Origin of the sequence: Naumannella cuiyingiana (assembly GCF_013408305.1) — a bacterium.
Taxonomy (GTDB): domain Bacteria; phylum Actinomycetota; class Actinomycetes; order Propionibacteriales; family Propionibacteriaceae; genus Naumannella; species Naumannella cuiyingiana.
Genome location: NZ_JACBZS010000001.1, coordinates 2104792 through 2122112, shown reverse-complemented (window position 1 = coordinate 2122112; position 17321 = coordinate 2104792). Strand labels below are relative to the sequence as shown.

At 70.8% G+C, this 17321-nt stretch carries 16 protein-coding genes; 4 read left to right on the top strand and 12 right to left on the bottom strand.

Annotated elements, in window-relative coordinates; genetic code table 11:
* Positions 1–184: 184 nt before the first annotated feature.
* From GGQ54_RS09820 to GGQ54_RS09800, 5 genes are all read right to left on the bottom strand, one after another.
* Complete coding sequence (locus tag GGQ54_RS09820) at positions 185–928, bottom strand: type II secretion system F family protein (RefSeq protein ID WP_179445218.1); 744 nt, start codon at positions 926–928, stop codon at positions 185–187.
* Complete coding sequence (locus tag GGQ54_RS09815) at positions 925–1758, bottom strand: type II secretion system F family protein (RefSeq protein WP_179445217.1); 834 nt, start codon at positions 1756–1758, stop codon at positions 925–927. Before GGQ54_RS09815 ends, GGQ54_RS09820 begins: the two co-directional genes overlap by 4 nt.
* Positions 1755–2894: a TadA family conjugal transfer-associated ATPase gene (locus tag GGQ54_RS09810; RefSeq protein WP_179445216.1), complete on the bottom strand. Its 1140-nt coding sequence runs from the start codon at positions 2892–2894 to the stop codon at positions 1755–1757. Before GGQ54_RS09810 ends, GGQ54_RS09815 begins: the two co-directional genes overlap by 4 nt.
* Positions 2891–3940 carry a septum site-determining protein Ssd gene (gene ssd / locus GGQ54_RS09805; RefSeq protein WP_179445215.1) on the bottom strand — a complete coding sequence of 350 codons (1050 nt, stop codon included), beginning with the start codon at positions 3938–3940 and terminating at the stop codon, positions 2891–2893. Before ssd ends, GGQ54_RS09810 begins: the two co-directional genes overlap by 4 nt.
* 369 nt (positions 3941–4309) lie before the next feature.
* Positions 4310–5017: an oxidoreductase gene (locus tag GGQ54_RS09800; RefSeq protein ID WP_179445214.1), complete on the bottom strand. Its 708-nt coding sequence runs from the start codon at positions 5015–5017 to the stop codon at positions 4310–4312.
* Between the two features lie 54 nt (positions 5018–5071).
* On the opposite strand from GGQ54_RS09800, the gene GGQ54_RS09795 reads away from it, so the two are divergent.
* The 3 genes from GGQ54_RS09795 (at position 5072) to GGQ54_RS09785 (ending at position 7922) form a co-directional block, all read left to right on the top strand.
* Positions 5072–5824, top strand: coding sequence for a class I SAM-dependent methyltransferase (locus GGQ54_RS09795; protein ID WP_179445213.1), 753 nt, complete (start codon positions 5072–5074; stop codon positions 5822–5824).
* Between the two features lie 140 nt (positions 5825–5964).
* Positions 5965–6315, top strand: coding sequence for a DUF485 domain-containing protein (locus GGQ54_RS09790; protein ID WP_179445212.1), 351 nt, complete (start codon positions 5965–5967; stop codon positions 6313–6315).
* Positions 6316–6326: 11 nt separating this feature from the next.
* On the top strand, positions 6327–7922 hold the full coding sequence (locus tag GGQ54_RS09785) for a solute symporter family protein (RefSeq protein WP_179446539.1): 1596 nt from the start codon (positions 6327–6329) through the stop codon (positions 7920–7922).
* 40 nt (positions 7923–7962) lie between these two features.
* Here GGQ54_RS09785 and GGQ54_RS09780 read toward each other — a convergent pair whose 3' ends face one another.
* From GGQ54_RS09780 to GGQ54_RS09755, 6 genes are read right to left on the bottom strand one after another with little or no spacing between them, the layout of a single operon-like run.
* Positions 7963–9096, bottom strand: a complete 1134-nt coding sequence (locus GGQ54_RS09780; protein WP_179445211.1) for an ABC transporter ATP-binding protein — start codon at positions 9094–9096, stop codon at positions 7963–7965.
* Positions 9093–10223: an ABC transporter ATP-binding protein gene (locus GGQ54_RS09775; RefSeq protein ID WP_179445210.1), complete on the bottom strand. Its 1131-nt coding sequence runs from the start codon at positions 10221–10223 to the stop codon at positions 9093–9095. Before GGQ54_RS09775 ends, GGQ54_RS09780 begins: the two co-directional genes overlap by 4 nt.
* A complete protein-coding gene (locus GGQ54_RS09770; protein WP_179445209.1) occupies positions 10223–11092 on the bottom strand; it encodes a carbohydrate ABC transporter permease in 870 nt (289 codons plus the stop codon). The genes GGQ54_RS09775 and GGQ54_RS09770 overlap by 1 nt, the downstream gene beginning before the upstream one ends.
* Positions 11093–11094: 2 nt before the next feature.
* Positions 11095–12063 (bottom strand): carbohydrate ABC transporter permease, encoded by a 969-nt coding sequence (locus GGQ54_RS09765; protein WP_179445208.1) that lies wholly within the window; start codon positions 12061–12063, stop codon positions 11095–11097.
* A 39-nt stretch (positions 12064–12102) separates the two neighbouring features.
* Positions 12103–13497 (bottom strand): extracellular solute-binding protein, encoded by a 1395-nt coding sequence (locus GGQ54_RS09760; RefSeq protein ID WP_218843813.1) that lies wholly within the window; start codon positions 13495–13497, stop codon positions 12103–12105.
* The gene (locus GGQ54_RS09755) at positions 13494–14618 is read right to left on the bottom strand and encodes an alcohol dehydrogenase catalytic domain-containing protein (RefSeq protein ID WP_246292599.1); all 1125 of its coding nucleotides are present in this window, start codon (positions 14616–14618) and stop codon (positions 13494–13496) included. The genes GGQ54_RS09760 and GGQ54_RS09755 overlap by 4 nt, the downstream gene beginning before the upstream one ends.
* 129 nt (positions 14619–14747) lie before the next feature.
* Between GGQ54_RS09755 and GGQ54_RS09750 the strand changes: the two genes are divergently transcribed.
* Positions 14748–15737 (top strand): sugar-binding transcriptional regulator, encoded by a 990-nt coding sequence (locus GGQ54_RS09750; RefSeq protein WP_179445207.1) that lies wholly within the window; start codon positions 14748–14750, stop codon positions 15735–15737.
* Positions 15738–15746: 9 nt separating this feature from the next.
* Here the strand turns inward: GGQ54_RS09750 and GGQ54_RS09745 are convergent, their stop codons facing one another.
* Entirely contained in the window at positions 15747–17243 is a 1497-nt protein-coding gene (locus tag GGQ54_RS09745; RefSeq protein ID WP_218843812.1) for an FGGY family carbohydrate kinase, read from the bottom strand.
* Between the last annotated feature and the right edge of the window lie 78 nt (positions 17244–17321).

Sequence of the window (17321 nt, the reverse complement as noted above, 5' to 3'; positions counted from 1 at the left end):
CAGACAGTCGGATCCGGGCGGGGTGTTTTGTCGCCGGTGGGTGAATCTGTGGATGACCGGGGGCGGTTGCCGACCTGTGGACAACGCCGCGGTCGGTGCGGACATCGCGATCGGTGGCTGACGGGAGCGGGTGATCATCCGCACGGTCGCAACGCCGGGCCGGCCGATCTCCGGCGCCGCCCGATCAGGCGGGCAGCAGCATCATCACGGCACCGGCCACGATGGGCACGACACCGATCAGGAAGAACGCCGGCAGGAAGCACAGCGCCACCGGCAGGACCGCGCGCACGCCGGCCGTGCGTGCCCGCTCCTCGAGCGCCGCCCGGCGATCGGCGCGGGCATCGTGGGCGTGCTGGCCGAACAGCTCGGCGAGCGGTGCGCCGGACTCGGCCGAACGAGCGGCATCGCGGGCCAACCGCCCGAGCTGATCATGGTCGGCCAGCGCGCGCCAGGCGGCGGCATCGCCCTCGCCCAGCTCCAGCCGGGCGGTGACCCGGCCGAGCTCGCGGCCCAGCGGCCCCGGCAGCAGTGCCGTCACCCTCGGCAAGGCGCGGCGCAGCGGCAGCCCGGCCGCCAGGCAGCTCGCGAGCAGGTCGAGCGCGACGGGCAACTCCAGCACGATGCGATGACGTTCGCGCGCCAGGAAGGCCGGTTCGAGGCGGCCGAGGGCGACGATGACGGCGGCGGCCACCAGGCCGCCGACCGCCAGTCCGGGAGCCGCGCCGAAGCCCGACGCGAGCCAGGCCGCGACCGTGCCCGCTCCGACACCGGCCGCGAGCCTGGTCGGCAGGACGATCCGCGGCCCGCCGGCCGCCGTGGCGTCCGAGACCGCCGGTCGCAACCGGCCGCGTGCCCGGTCGGGGGCCGGGACGCCGAGCCACAAGAACGCACCGACGGCAGCGGCGGCGACCAGCCAGCTCGCACTCATGTGCCCTCGCCCCCACCTGTCGGCGCCTCGTCCTCCCCGGTGCCGGCAATCCGTTCGCTCCACAGCACGCCCGCCACGGCGAGGATCACCCCGGCGAGCAGGCACGCCTGCCCGGCCAGCGTCCCGGTCAGGAAGCCGAGCGGGTCGCCACCGACCGCGAAGCCGATGGCCAGCCCGGCCGCCGGAAGCACCGCCAACAGCCGGCCGGTCAGCCGGGGCGCGGCCAGTTCCGAGCGCACGGACCGGTCGAGGTCTCGCGCCTGCCGGACATTCTCCGCGATCCGCTCCAACAACGGCCCGGCGGGCGCACCCAGGCTCGTGATCAGCGACCACGCGCGTGCCAGATCGGCCAACCCGGCCGCCCCCGGCGCGCGGGCCGCCGCGAACAACACCCGAACCGGATCGCCGCCGAGCCGCGCGGTCGCCGCGGCGGGCCCGAGCACCGCGTACTCCGCCGCGGCGTCCTCCAGTGCGCTGCCCGGCATGGCGCCGCTGCGCAGATGCTGCGCGATCACCTGACAGGCCTCCGCCACCTGGTCGCGACGGGCGGCGGCACGCCGGGCACGAAACTGAGCGCGCGCCACCAGCACGACCGCCGCCACCACCAGCACCGCCGACAGCGACAGCAGCACCGCGCCGGGGCCGGCGGCGGCGTACCCGGCAACCATGATCACGGGTGCTGCGATCCCCAACCACCGCCAGCGGCCCGCTCGCCGCACGCGGCCCGGCAGCGGTGCCGTGAGCCGATCGGTCGGCGCCCGCGCGCCGCACCAGCCGATGGCTGCGAGCGCGGCCGCGAGCGCCGCGAGACCGACCAGCACCGGGCTCATCGGCCGAGCACCCGCTCCAGCCGGGCGCAGCCCGGGCCGCGCCGCGCGCCGGTGTCGTCGAACAGCAGCGCCGGCTCGGCGCGGACGAACTCGCCGTCTCGCCGCGCCACGCTGATCTGGGCCACCTGCCGGTGTCCGCTCGGCCCGCGGCGGATGTGCACGAACACCTCGACCGCGGAGGCCAGCTGCGCGTGCACCGCATTGCGGTCCAGGCCACCCAGGGCGGCCAGCGCCTCGATCCGGGCCGGCACGTCGTCGGCGGAGTTGGCGTGCACGGTGCCACAACCGCCCTCGTGGCCGGTGTTCAGGGCGGTCAGCAGATCGCAGATCTCGGCACCGCGGGCCTCGCCGAGCACGACCCGGTCGGGCCGCATCCGCAGCGCCTGGCGGACCAGGACGGCGAGCTCGACGGCACCGATCCCCTCGCCGTTCGGTGGCCGGGCCTCGAGCCGCACACAGTGGGGATGGTCGGGGGCCAGCTCGCGGGAGTCCTCGACGATCAGCAACCGCTCGCGGTGCGGCACCAGTCCGAGCAGTGCGGCGAGGAGGGTCGTCTTCCCCGTACCGGTGCCGCCGCTGACCAGATACGCCACACGCACCGCGACGACCTGCCGCAAGACATCGGCCGCCACGGGATGCAGCGAGCCGCGCTCGACCCACTCGTCGAGGGACAGGTGGATCCGGGACGGCACGCGCAGGGACAGGCAGGTGCCCGGCGCGGCGAGCGAACCAAGCACGGCGTGCACCCGGACCCCGTCGCTCATCCGCGCGTCCACGTACGGGCTCGCGTCGTCGAGCCGGCGCCCTGCGGATGCGGCGAGTCGGGCCGCCAGGCGCCGGACGTCGGCATCGGAACCGAACCGGATGGCGGTCTGCTCCAGCCCCGATCCGCGGTCGACGAACACCTGATCCGGACCGTTGACCAGCACATCGGTCACGCCCGGCTCGCGGAGCAGGGCATCGAGCGGGCCGGCACCGAGGGTGTCGCGGCGCAGCTCGGCGACGGTCTCCAACACCGCGCTGTCGGTGACCGCCATCCCGCAGCGCCGCATCGCCGAGGCGACGTCGGCGGCCGTGGGGGCACGCCCCAGCGTGGCCAGATCAGGCCGGAGTCGATCAAGATCAACGGCGCTCACGGGACCGCCCCGATACCGGCGGCGAGTTGCTCGACCCGCCGCCGCCAGCGCCGCCCGGCAGCGCCGAGCGGCCCGGCGCCGTGCTCGATCCCCGGCCCGAGCTGACGGTCCTCCGGCACCGACCCCAGCCACGGCGCACCCAGCAGTTCGGCCACCTGGCGACCCCCGAGATCGCTCCACGGCCGCTCACGGGTGATCACACGCACCGCGGCCGATCGCCCGAGCCGCTCGCCGGCGCGCCGCGCCGCGGCGACGGACCAGACATCGCAGCCGGCCAGCAGCCACACCTCACCCGCGTGACGCAACACCTGCTCGGCCAGCGGCCCGCCCCCGCGACCAAGATCGACGATCACCGCGTCGTGTCCGCGAGCGGCGGAGCGCAGGACCGCGGAAACCGCCGCGCCGTCGGGCTCGCCCGCGCCCGACCGACTGGCGGCCAGCACACCGACGCCCTCACGGCGCGGCAGCTCCCGACCAAGATCGGCAACGAAGCCGCGCGCCGTCGCAAGCCGGTCCCAGCGCCAGCCGGGCTCCTGCTCCACACCGAGGACAAGATCAAGACCGCCACCGTCCGGGTCGGCGTCGATCACGATCACCGATCCGCGCGCGGCCAGACCCTGCGCCAGCCCGACGGCCAGGGTGGACGCGCCAACCCCGCCGGAGCCGCCCGCGATGGCGAGCACCGAGGCGCCGCCGGACTCGACGACGCCGTCTCCGGCGAGCACCGAGCTCAGCCACTCCACCCCCGCGGGCAGGGCCAGCGTGGTGGCCCCCAGAGGCTGTGACCACCCGCACAGTGCGGCGCGATCCGCCTCGTGGCCGAGCAACACCACACCGGGCCGCCGGGGCAGCAACTGCTCGGTCACCCCGCGCGCCTGGTCCAGCCCCACCAGCACCGACGGGCTGGCGTGCCACAGGCGCCGCGCCGCGCCCGGCTCGTCGACGACGGCCGGCTCGACACCGGCCACGGCCGCGGACGCCAGGACTTGATCAAGCAACAGCGGATCGGCGGTGATCACCAGCGGATCGGCCTCGGCAACACCCATGTGACCACGCTGCGGCGCCCGTCAACCGGGCACCAGACCCGCCGCCCGATCTGTGGACAATTCGACGCAATCCGTTGCCTGTGGACAATTCACAGCGATCGGGGTCTTCCCTTCCGGGCGGCGGAGGGGTACAACTGGTGCAAGGCCTTCACAACGGAACAGGTACCCACGCGGCGACCAGAACCATCCATGGGTTGCTGAGTTCCGAGGCTTGCCTCGGCCAGCATTGATGAACTGCACGCATGGTCACCTCGGTTCCCATGTGCGGGGCGGCGCCCGTCGTGAGACGGGCGCCGTTTCTTGCGCGAGCCCGGCTTGACCTCCCGTGACACGCCAGCTCCGGCGTACCGATGAATCAGCTCCGGTGAGTCAGTTCTGGCGTACCGGCGACACCTCGACCCCGTGGGCGAACGCGTCCGCGCAGTGCAGGATCCACGCGCGTACCCCGGTCCCGCCGGCCGCATAGCCGGCCAGCGCCGCGTGGTAGCTCGCGCCCGCGGCCAGATGCCCGGCCTCGGGGACCAGCACCCCCGCGGGGTCGAGGCCCGACCCGATCTGCACCAGCCGCTCGGCGGCGCGCGCCACCAGGCCACTGCCCGGCCCGAACGCGCGCGTGCCGGCGATCTCGGCGTGGACCACCGCGCCGAGCACCAGGGCGGGGGCGGCGGTGCGCCCGGCGATCAGCGCGTACAGGTCGGCCATCCGGCCGGCCGCGGGACGTTGCAGGCGCCCGAGGGCATCGTCGTCCAGCACCCCACGCGCGGCGAGGGTGTGCAGCCGTGCCAGCACCCGGCCGGGCTCGCCGCGAAACTCCGCGGCCAGCCCGACCAGTTCCGTGCTCAACCGGACCGATCCCGCCGTCCAGTCGCGGCCGTCGTCGGCCTCGATCGCGGCCGACGCGCGGGCCGCAGCCAACAGCGCGCGCGCCGAGACCTCCGGCGAGATCGCGCGCAGGCCGCGGTCCCGCAACACGGCGTCGGCGGCGTCGCGGGCGGACGCGACCGCGGACGGTACGCCCTCCGCGCGCGCGAGCCGCCCGAGCGGGTCGTCGGTCGTCGGGCCATCGGTGTGAGCCATCGCGCCGAGTCTGCCAGCCCGCCTCCGGGGTCGGCGGACGACTAGGGTTTCGGCATGAGCACCCGGCCTACCCCCTTCGGAGCCGACAGCGTCCGTTGGGCCCTTCCGCACGAGGGGATGCGGGTGCTCGCGCTGGGCCGGCTCGGCGGCCTGGCAGAACTCGCGTCGGCTGCCGGTTGCCTGGTCACCGCGCTCGAGGGGACCGCCGCCGAGGCCCAGCGGATGGCCGGACGGGTGAACGGCGGGGCGGTCCGGGCCAGCGACGAGGACCTGCCCTTCGCCCCCCACACCTTCGACCGGGTGCTCATCGGCGAGGGTTTCGCCGCCGGCCGTTCCCGCGCCCGCGCGCTGCCGGAGATCGCCCGGGTGCTGCGCGCCGGCGGCCGGGTCGTGCTGGCGCTGAACAGCCGCGACGACACCGTGCCCTGGGTGAAGCGGTTGGCGCGACTGGTCCAGCAACTCGACTCCACCGCGATGCGCGGCGACTACGGCACGGACGCGATCGAGGCGATCGAACGCAGCGAGCATTTCGCCCCGGCCGAGCACCGGACCTGGCGCAACTGGGTGCCGATCGACCGCCGCGGCCTGCTGGACATGGTCGCCAGCCGGCCGACGGTGCAGCGCCAGCCCGAGGCCGAGCGGGACCGCGTGCTCGGCGAGATCGCGGCGCTCTACGACAGCAGCGCCCGCGTACCCGATCCCCTCCTACTCCCCTTCCAGACCGTCGCCTGGGCGGCCACCGTCGACCATTCGCGGCTGGATCTCAGCCACGTCACCGAGAGCGTGCAGATCCGGATCGACCACTGAGCGGCTCGGCGACGGCGGGTACGCGACCCAGGTAACGGAATCACAACGAACCCGCGAGCCGACATACCGACCGCCGATCGGGGCATGCGATGCTGCCCGGGGCCGACAGGGCTTCCCCGGGGCCGACAGGAGGGTCGACGATGACTGATCCGGCATACGAGGCGGAGAGCCCGCGCGAGCATCAGGCGTACCAACGCATCGCCGAGAGCGCGGAGTTTGCCACTCTGCGCAAGCGATATCTGTCCTTCGTCGTACCGGCCACGGTGGTGTTCATGGCCTGGTACATCCTCTACGTGATCTGCAACAACTGGGCCCGCGGCTTCATGAACACGCCGGTGATCGGTCACATCAACGTCGCGGTGGTCTGGGGCCTGCTGCAGTTCGTCTCGACCTTCGCCATCGCGGCGCTGTACGCCAACTACACCAAGAAGAAGCTCGATCCGCTGGCCACCGAGCTGCGCGAGGGCTTCGAGCGGGAGGTCGAGCGGTGAACACCAGCAGCATGCTGACGATCGGGCTGTTCCTCGCCGTCGTCGCCCTGACCATCGGGATCACGATCTGGGCCTCGCGCAACACCAAGGGCGCTGCGGACTACTACGCCGGCGGTCGCGGCTTCTCCGGATTCCAGAACGGCCTGGCCATCGGCGGCGACTACATGTCCGCGGCGTCGTTCCTGGGCATCTCCGGCGCGATCGCGCTCTACGGCTACGACGGCTTCCTCTACTCGATCGGCTTCCTGGTTGCCTGGCTGGTGGCGCTGCTGCTGATCGCCGAGCTGTTGCGCAACTCCGGGCGCTACACGATGGGTGACCAGCTCGCCTACCGGATGCGGCAGGTGCCGGTGCGTACCGCCGCGTCCGCCTCCACGATCGTGGTGTCGATCTTCTATCTGCTGGCCCAGATGGTCGGCGCCGGATCGCTCGTCGCCCTGCTGCTCGGCGTGACCGGCAACCAACTCCTGCAGAACATCGTGATCGTGATCGTCGGCGCACTGATGATCATCTATGTCACCTTCGGCGGGATGAAGGGCACCACCTGGGTGCAGATCGTCAAGGCCGTGCTGCTGATGATCGGCTCTTTGTTGATCACGATCCTGGTGCTGGCGATGTTCCGGTTCAACATCTCCGACCTGCTCGCCGCCGGCGCGGAGAATGCCGGCAAGGGCGAGGCCTTCCTGCAGCCCGGCCAGCTCTACGGCAAGGACCTGGTCGGACAGTTCGACTTCTTGTCGCTCGGCCTGGCCCTGGTGCTCGGCACCGCCGGCCTGCCGCACATCCTGATCCGCTTCTACACCACGCCGACGGCAGCCGCGGCGCGCAAATCGGTGCTGTGGGCGATCGGTCTGATCGGGGCCTTCTACCTGATGACCCTGGTGCTCGGCTTCGGCGCCGCCGCGCTGCTCGACACCGGTGACGGATCGGCGGTACGCAAGTCCAGCGGCAATGTGGCATCCCCGCTGCTCGCCGAGGCCGTCGGTGGTGGCCCCGGCAGCATCGGCGGCGCGGTGCTGCTGGCCCTGATCTCCGCGGTCGCCTTCGCGACCATCCTGGCGGTCGTGGCCGGCCTGACGCTGACCTCGGCGACCTCGGTCGCCCACGACCTGTACGCGACGGTGATCAAGAAGGGCCGGGTCAGCGAGGGCCAGGAGGTACGCGTGGCGCGGATCGCCGCCATCGTGATCGGCGCGATCGCGATCGGTCTGGCGCTGCTCGCCCAGGGCCTGAACATCGCCTTCCTGGTGGCGCTGGCCTTCGCGGTCGCCGCGTCGGCGAACCTACCCGCCCTGCTCTACAACCTGTTCTGGAAGCGGTTCAACACGCTCGGCGCGGTGTGCAGCATCTACGGCGGGTTGATCATCACCGTCGGCCTGGTGATCTTCTCCCCGGTCGTCTCGGGCTCGGAGAAGTCGCTGATCCCGTGGGCGGACTTCGCCTGGTTCCCGTTGAACAACCCGGGTCTGGTGTCGATCCCCGCGGGCTTCCTGCTCGGTTTCATCGGCACGATGCTCGGCAAGGAGTCCGCCAGCGAGGAGGGTTACGCCGAGCTGTCGGTGCGCTCTCTCACCGGCGCCGGTGCCGAGAAGGCCGTCAAGCACTGACCGTCCCGCCCCGTCCCGGCCCCGCCGGGCCGGGACGGACTCAGCGGATCCGCTCTCCGGACCGGGAATCGAAGAGGTGTACGCGGTCCGGGCGCGCCCCGAAGCGCACGGTGTCCCCGGGCCGCCAGTCGACCTCCGGCGGGGTCTGTACCAGCAGCGGCTGTTCCACTCCCCTGACCCGGACCGACGCCTGACCGAACTCGAGCAGGTCCTCGAAGTTGATCACGGCACCGCCGAGGCCGCCCGTGGCGTCGTCCCCGAGGACCTGGGTGTCCTGGGGACGCAGGCCGACCATCACGGTGTCGCCGAGCCGGGCATCGACCGCCGCGGTCTCCAGCACCCCGTCGCCGACCCGGACGGCGAGCCCGCCGTCTGCCCTGACCACCTCGCCGGCGAACATGTTGATCGCCGGCTCGCCGACGAACTCGGCGACGAAACGGTTGGCGGGGTCGTCGAAGACCTCGTCCGGCGTACCGAACTGCTGGATCACGCCCGCGTCCATCACCGCCATCCGGTCGGCCAGGCTCAGCGCCTCCAACTGATCATGGGTGACGACGATCGTCGTGTAGCCGAACTCCCGCTGCAGGAGCTTCAGCTCTCGCCGCACCCGCTGCCGGGCCGAGGCATCGAGGTGCCCGAGCGGCTCGTCGAGCAGCAGGACCGGGGGCTTGCGGATCAGCGCCCGGGCCAGCGCGACTCGCTGCTTCTGCCCGCTGGACAGCCCGGCCGGGCGTTGGTCGAGCAACTCGGTCATGTCCAGCCGCTTCGCGATCTCGTCGACCCGCGCGTCGGCATCGGCGACCTTGCGCGCCCGGAGCCCGTAGGCGAGATTCTCCCGCACCGTCAGGGGCGGATACAGCGCGTAGCTCTCGAATCCCACGCCGACATTGCGCTTCCCCGGTGGCAGGTCACCGACCGAACGCTCGCCGATCAGGATCTCGCCCGACGTCACCGTCTCCAGCCCGGCGATCATCCGCAGCGTGGTGGTCTTTCCGCAGCCGGACGGGCCGAGCAGGGCGATCAGCTCGCCCGGCGCGATCTCCAGATCGATCGACTTGACGGCCTCGAACGACTCGCGACCGCGGCTGGCATAGATCTTGCGCAGCTTGTTCAGCACCAGCCGCTGCGGCGCGACACCCGATCCGGTCGCCCGCGACGTGACCGCCGTGCTCATCGTGCCTCCTTCGCCGGTCGCGGCGCCGCCGCCCCCAGCCGCTCGGTCTCCTCGCCGTCCCCGCCGGCGGCGAAGACGTGTACCTGGTGCAGCGGGACGCGCAGGCGTACCTGATCTCCCTCGGCGGGCCGCAACTCCGCGGCGTCGACGACGATCAGGTCGGTACCCGCGACATCGACGGTCAGTTCGATCTGCCGGCCGAGCCGCTCGGCCAGGCGTACCCGACCGGTCAGCTCGAGCGCCTCGCCAGGGCCCTGCTCGCCATGATCGACCTGAATCTCGCTCGGACGGAGCCCGAGCCGCACCCGATCACCCCGGCCGAGATCAAGATCGGCACCGGGCGTGAAGCTCGAACCCAGGGTCGAGATCCGACCGTCGCTGACCTCGGCGTCGACGATGTTGATCTCCGGCTGGCCGAGGGCCTTGGCGACGAAGGTGTCCGCCGGCGTGCGCCAGACCTCGGCCGGGCTGCCGATCTGTACCAGCCGTCCCGACCGCAGCACCGCGATCCGGTCCCCGAGCGCCAACGCCTCCTGGTAGTCGTGGGTGACATACAAGGTGGTGGTGTCGGACATCTGGCCGAGCGACTTCAGCTCAGCCCGCATCGCGGCCCGCAGCTTGGCGTCGAGGTGGGACAGCGGCTCGTCCAGCAGATAGATGTCGGCCGGCCGGACCAGCACCCGGCCGAGCGCCGTGCGCTGCCGCTGACCGTTGGACAGCTCGCGCGGCAACCGTTCCAGCAGGTGATCGATGCCCAGGGTCTGGGTCACCGCGGCGATCCGGTCGCGCTGTTCGGATTCGGAATAGCGACCGGTACGCCCGGAGCGCAGCGGCGAGGCGAGGTTCTGCGCCACGGTTCGCTGCGGGTAGAGGGCATAGGACTCGAACGCCATCGCCACATTGCGGTGGTAGGGCTCGATCCCGGTCATGTCCCGGCCCGCGATCTCGACCGTGCCCTCGTCGGTCTCGACGAGGCCGGCGATGCCCTTCAGGGTCGTCGTCTTGCCCGCCCCGGAGGGCCCCAGGATGACGAAGAACTCGCCGTCGCCGACGGAGAAGTCCACCCCGTCCACCGCGGCCGTCTTCCCGTAGTGCTTGCGCAGTCCGCGCACCTGCAAGGTTGCCATCAGCTCTTCACCGCCCCGAAGGAGAGTCCGCGAACCAGGTAGCGCTGGATCGTCAGTGCGAGGATCAGCGGCGGGAGCGCCCCGAGCAGGGCCGCGGCCGCCGTGAGGTTGTAGTACGCCTGACCGCCGCCGCCGAGATAGCTGGTGATGGCCACGGTGACCGTCGATGCGGCGGAGTCGGCGAGGATCAGCGGGAACATGTAGTTGTTCCAGGCGAAGATGAAGGCCAGCAGCGCCGCGGCGGCGATGCCGGGCCGCACCATCGGCAGCGCGATCATCCAGAACGCCCGCAGCCGGGTGTAGCCGTCCAGCAGGGCCGCCTGCTCCAGATCCTCGGGCAGGTCGGCGAAGTAGGACCGCAGGATCCACACCACCAGCGGCATGGTGACGAGCTGCAGCACCCAGATCATGCCGACCGAGGTGTCGAACAGCCCGATCTGGTTGTAGATCACGAACAGCGGCACGATCACCATCAGCTCGGGCGCGAACCGGAAGGACAACATCGTGAACATCAGGTCGTCGCTGCCGCGGAACTTCCAGCGCCCGGCCGCATAGGCCGCCGGAATGCCGATCAACAGCGACACCAGTACCGCGCCGCCGCAGTTCAGCAGGCTGGTCAGGATCGCGGTCTTGAAGTCGACGCTGGTCAGTTCGGTGCCGCGGTCGGTGAGCACGGTGACGAAGTTCTCCAGCGTCGGGGAGAACACGAAGTAGGTCGATGTCTGTTCCGCGGGCGTCTTCAGCGCCAGCAAGATCATCCACAGGATCGGGAACAGCGCGAAGACGAACCAGGCGATGATCGCCAGGTCGGCGACGATCCCGCCGCCGGTGATCCGACGCTGGCCGGGTTTGAGCTCTCGGGTTGCCATGATCACTCCTCCGCCCCGGCCGCGCGGCGCTGGGCCTTGCCGAGCACCGACACCAGGTAGCGCGCGGTGATGAAGACGATCACCCACAACAACAGCATGTAGGTGCTGCCGCGGGAGTAGTTCTGGAAGATGATCGAGTCCTCATAGGCCCCGATCTGCAGGGTACGCGTGGCGATGCCCGGGCCGCCCGCGGTGAGGACGTAGATGTGGTCGAAGACCTTCAGGCAGTCCATGAAGCGGAAGATCACGGCGACCAGGATGTAGGGCCACATCATCGGCAGCATGAGCCGGCGGAAGGAGTACCACCAGCCCGCACCGTCCACGTCCGAGGCCTCGAACGGTTCGCGTGGCAGCGACCGGATCCCAGCCAGCACGAGGATCGCGACGAACGGCGTGAAGATCCAGACATCGACGATGATCGAGGACCACAGCGCCATGTCGCGGCTCAACCAGTCGAAGGACGAACCGAGCCCCAGCACGTAGTTCAGGACGCCGAACTGCGGGTTGAACATCAGCTTCCAGATCACGCCGGCGATCACCGGGGCGATCATCAGCGGCAGGATCAGTACCCGCTCGAAGATCCGCCCGACCAGCGAGGACCGGTTCAGCAGCAGCGCGATGATCACGCCGAGCACGGTCTCGACGACGGTGGCCACCACCGCGTAGGTCAGGGTGATCCGGACCGACGCCCAGAAGTCGGTGTCGCCGAGCACGGAGACGAAGTTGGCGAATCCGATGAACCGTGGGTCGGGGTTGGCCGCCGAGTAGTTCAGGAACGCATAGATGGCCCCGAGCACGAACGGGTAGAGGATGCCGATGACGACCAGCACGGCCGGCACAGACAGCAGGTAGGGGCGCATCCGGCGGCGCCAGCCGGGGACCGGCGTACCGGAATCGCCGGCACGGCCGGATCCGGCCCGATGATCATCGGGCGATCCGGTGTCGGGCTTTTCGCCCGCGGGGGCAGTCATCGTCGACTCCCTTCCATGGTTGGGTCGGCGCGCGGCCGCTCAGACGTTGACCTTGGAGGCGGCGGTCCGGGCGAACGACTCCAGCCGTTCGACCGGATCGCTGCCGGAGTAGATGTCCTGGAGGGCGACCGCCCAGCCCTGGGTGGTCTCGAAGAACTTGGTCTGCGGGGTGAACTGGATGGTCGAGGAGTCGATCACGGTCTCGAACGCCTCCAGATAGCCGGGGAACGCGCCGAGGGTCTGCTTGAAGGCGCCGTCGAAGACCGAGGCCCGGGTCGGGTCGGCGAAGGCGGAGCGGGTGGCGGCCGACATCGCCTCCTTCCCGGTGGCCCACTGGATGAACAACCAGGAGGCCAGCTTGTTCGGCGAGGCCGAGTTCATCGCCAGCGACCAGGTCCACAGGTTGGTGGCGTAGCTGCCGCCGGGGCCGGCCGGCCCCGGGTGCCAGGCCAGGTTGCCCGCCTCGGCGCTCGCGCCGGGCAGGTTCTGCGGGTAGGTCGCGCTGTCGGCGTCGTAGACCATCATGGCGCTGCCGTTGCCGAGGTCGCGGGTGCAGTCGGGGTACTCATAGGTCGTCCAGGACACGGGCCCGGCGAGCTGGGCCAGCTCGACCCACTGCTTCTGGAACTCGATCGCCTCGGGCGTCGCCATTCCGGGCCGCAGCGTGCCGTCGACCACCTCGTAGTCCTTGGCGCCCATCCGCGAGTACTGGGTCATGAAACCCGGGTGGATGGTCGCCCACGACTTCGAGCCGCGGAACGAGACCCCGTAGTGGCCGTTGGCCCGATCGGTCAGGTCGACCGCGAGCTGCCGGAAGTTGTCCCAGTCGTCGGCGGGCTTGATCCCACGGGAGTCGAAGAAGGCTTTGTTGTAGCAGATCACATTGTTCTCGAAGCCCCACGGGATGGCCCACTGGCCGCCCGTGCCGAGCGGTGAGCCGAGCCGGAAGTCCCACGACGTGGCGCGGCGCAGTCCCTCGTAGATGTCTTCGAAGTCGTACTCCGCACTGGTCGCGGCGCTGTTGTCGATCCAGGGGCGCAGATCCTCCAGCCACCCCGGCGGCCCGTACTGCCAGATGAAGTAGGCACCCAGCATGAACACGTCGGGGTTGCCGGCGCCGCCGGCGAGGGCGGTGTTCAGCTTGGTGAAGTACGCCGACTCCGGCACCAACGTGACCTCGACCTCGATGCCGGTCAGCTCGGTGAACTCCGCGAGCAGCGGCTGGAAGGCCTGCTGGTAGGGGTGCGGGGTCTGCAGCAGGCGGATGGTCTGGCCGCTGACCTTCTTCCAGTCGAATCCGCCGGTGACGGCGGCGGCGCCGTTGGGATGGTCGACGCTACCGCCGATGCCGCAGCCGGCGAGCGCGCCGGGCAGCGCCGCCCCCAGCCCGGCGAGCCCCGCGGCCCGCAGCACATTGCGGCGGGTGATGGTCACGGCTGACCGCCCGGGATCAGGCTGACCTTGATCGACTCGCGTCCGGAGTCGACCAGGTCGATGCCGCGCTTGAACTCGGTGATCGGCAACTGGTGGGTGACGATGTCGTCCAGCGGCAGTCGGCCCTGCTCCACCATCCGGATCGCCGCGGGCCAGCAGCGCGGACCGAGATGGGCGCCGAGAACGTCGAGCTCCTTGTCGTCGGAGATGATTGACCAGTCGACGCTGACGTCGTCCTTGAACACCGAGTACTCGACGAATCGGCCGAGCTTGCGCAGCAGGTTCAGGCCCTGCGGCACCGCCGACGGGTGTCCGGTGCCCTCCAGATAGACGTCGGCGCCGTAGCCGTCGGTCAGCTCCTTGATCTTCGCGACGGCGTCCTCCTCGGCGATGTTGATCGTCATCGTCGCACCGGTACGCTTCGCCAGCTCGAGCTTGCGCTCGTCCATGTCCAGGGCGATGATCTCCGCCGGGAACTTCGCGGCGGCACCGGCGATCATGCCCAGGCCGATCGGGCCGGCGCCGGCAACCACCACCACGTCGTCGAAGGTGATCTGGGCCCGCTCCACCGCGTGCAGGGCGCAGGAGAGTGGTTCGGTGAAGGCGGCATGCGCCGCCGGCAGATCGGAGCTGATCTTGTGCACGATCGACCGCTGCGGGTAGACCATGTACTCGGCCATGGCGCCGTTGAAGTGGCGGAATCCGAACATGTCGTGCACCTGGCACATGTGGTAGTTGCCCGTCGTGCAGTAGCGGCACTCCCAGCAGGGGACGATCTGCTCGCCGACGACGCGGTCGCCGACCTCGACCCCCCAGTGCTCGCGCGCGGCATCGTCCAGCTCGACGACGGTCCCGGTGAACTCGTGGCCGGGAACGACCGGGGTGACGATCCACTGCTCGCGGTTGGCGTCGCCCCAGAACTTCGCGGCGCCGTGGTAGCACTTCAGGTCCGAGGCGCAGATGCCGACTGCTTCCACCTTGACCAGGAGCTCGCCCGGTCCGCGGGTCGGGACCTCGATCTCCTCCAGCCGGTAGTCCTCCGGCCCGTAGCAGACGACCGCCTGCATGGTCTTCGGCAGGGTCGCCGTCTGCTGCTCCTGCGCGCTGACTCCGTTGTCCATCCGAGAACTCCCTCGACGCTGGGTGGGTTGATCAGACCGTAGCCAGGCTCCTGCACCAATGTCCAGAACATTGGTTCAGGCAATCTTGCCGGCGGAACGGATGTTCACACCGAGCGGTACGCTCCGCCCATGGCGCAGCGTCACAAGCCCCATGCGCGGCACGTCCCCACCGAGCGGCAGCCGACGCGCTTCTCGCCGTCGCAGCTCTACGAGGCGGCCCGGCTGTACTGGAACGAGGACGCGACCCAGGCCGAGATCGCCGAGGCGCTCGGCACCAGCCGCCCGACGGTGAGCCGCCTGCTGGCCGAGGCCAGGGAGGCCGGCATCGTGCACATCGAGATCCGCAAGCCGAGTGCCACCGGCCTCAGCGCGCTCGCCCGCGAGCTGACCCGCTGCCTCGGCATCCGCTCGGTCCGGATCACCCCGCCCGGCAAGGGCCTGCCCGCGGGCCGCGTACTCGCCGGCGCCGTCGGGGAGGCGCTGCGCGATGCCGGCCTCGGTCGCGGCGACGCCCTGCTCGTCTCCTCCGGCTCGACCGTCCACGGCGTCTCCCAGGAGGCCCTGCCGAACCTGCCGGGCGTACTCGTCGCACCCACCGTCGGCGGCCAGAACGAGATCGACTCCTCCTACCAGACCAACGAGATCACGCGACGGGTCGCGGTCAAGATCGGCGGCACACCGGTGCTGCTGCACGCGCCCGCGCTGCCCGGCCCGGAGCTACGGGAATGGTTGATCAAGGACCCGCAGGTACGCCAGGTGCTCCGGCTGTGGAAGACGGCCAAGTGCGCATTGTTGGGCGTCGGGGCGCCGCCGCTGACGCGCACCTCGCTGCCCTCGGTGCTGCCGACCGATCCCGTCACCCTGCGCAATGCCGTCGGTGACATCTGCGTACGCCCCTACGACTCCCAAGGCACCCCGATCCCCTTCCCCGGTTCGGATCGACTGATCGCGATGGACCTGGCGGCGTTGACCAAGATCCAGCACACCATCGCCATCGCGATCGGCGAGAACAAGATCACCAGCATCCGGGCGGCGGCCCGGGCGGGTTATTTCAACACCCTCGTCACCGACGTCGACACCGCCAATGCGCTGCTCGGCTCGTGCCCCGAACCGGACTGACGTCGCCGATCAGTCGTCGAAGGCCGACTCCTGGTGGCGGGCCAACACGTGCACCAGGTCGCGGGTCGCGGGATAGAGCTCGGTGTAGATGTCGAACAGCTCGGCATAGGTCTCCCGATTGGCCGGATCGGGTTCGATCAGCGAGCCGATCCGGGTCCAGTCGGTCTCCGGCGGCACGATCTGCGTCCCGATAGCCGCCAGCAGCGCGTCGCCATAGCTCGCGCCGATCGTCTGCTCCGGAAGCTCCTGCGGCCGGCCGAGCACATCGCTGACGATCTGCGTCCACAGCCCGCCCTGGGTGCCTCCGCCGACGGCGACCAGCCGCCCGATCGGGCGCACCGGGTCGTCGAGGAAGTCGACGATCTGACGGATCCCGTAGGCGATCCCCTCGTAGGCGGCGCGAAAGAGATGTCCGCGGGTGTGCCGCAGGGTGAGCCCCGCGATCACCCCGCGGGCACGGGAGTCGAAGATCGGCGTCCGCTCGCCCGCGAAGTAGGGGAGCATGATCAATCCGTCGGCGCCGGGCGGTACGGCGGCCGCCTCCGCGACGAGCTGCTCGAACGGCACGCCACCGGTCAGCTCGGCAAGCCAGCCGGTGAGCGAGCCGGAGGTGGCCATGCCCGCGGCCAGGGTGTACTGGCCCGGGTCCACGCCAGCGGTCGTCCACAACATCGGGTGCACCGATCGTTCGGGCAGCACCTGCACGAAGAACATCGTCGAGCCGTACATCAACATCAGGTCGCCGGGATGGCGTACCCCCACCGAGAACGCCTCGGACCAGGCGTCGATGGTCCCGGCGGAGACGGGCACGCCGGCGGGAACCCCGGTCGCCCGCGCCGCCTCGTCGGTGACCGTGCCGACGACCTCGTGCGGCCAGACCAGTCGCGGCGGGGTCAGGTGGCCGATGATCTCTGCGGACCAGTCGTCGGCCCAGGCGTGCGCGGCCAGGTCGTAGAGCGGATCGTTCTGGCTGGCGGTGTGGTGATCGAGCACGTAGGCGCCGGTCAGCCTGGCCGCGGCCCAACTGGAGGAGTTGTACCAGCGCCGGGCCCGGGCGAACGTCTCCGGCTCGTGCCGCGCGACCCAGGCGATCTTGGGCCCGACGGCCTGGGTGCTGAGCGCCTTGCCGGCACGCTCGACGATCGCGTCGGCACCGAACCGCTCGGTCAGTTCCTCGATCTCGGCGGTCGCGCGCATGTCGATGCCGTAGAGGATCGCCGGCCGGACCGGGCGATCGTCGGCATCGGTCAGCAGCAGACACGGCCCGACGCCCGAGACACACATGCCGGCGATCCGGGCCGGGTCGACGCCGGCGACGAGCTCGCGGCACACCTCGACCAGATCACCCCACCAGACGGTCTCCGCATCGACCTCGGCCCAGCCGGGCCGCGGGAGCTGCATCGCGTGCCGCCGGGACGCCGTCGCCACGATCTCGCCGTCGGGAGTGGTGAGCACCCCCTTGGTGCTCGCCGTGCCCATGTCGACGCCCAGTAGCAACTTGTCCACGTCCAGCATTATCGCGGCAACCGATCCCCGTGTGGCGTCTCGTCGCCGACACGGCTCACCGGGTTGGGGTGACCGAGC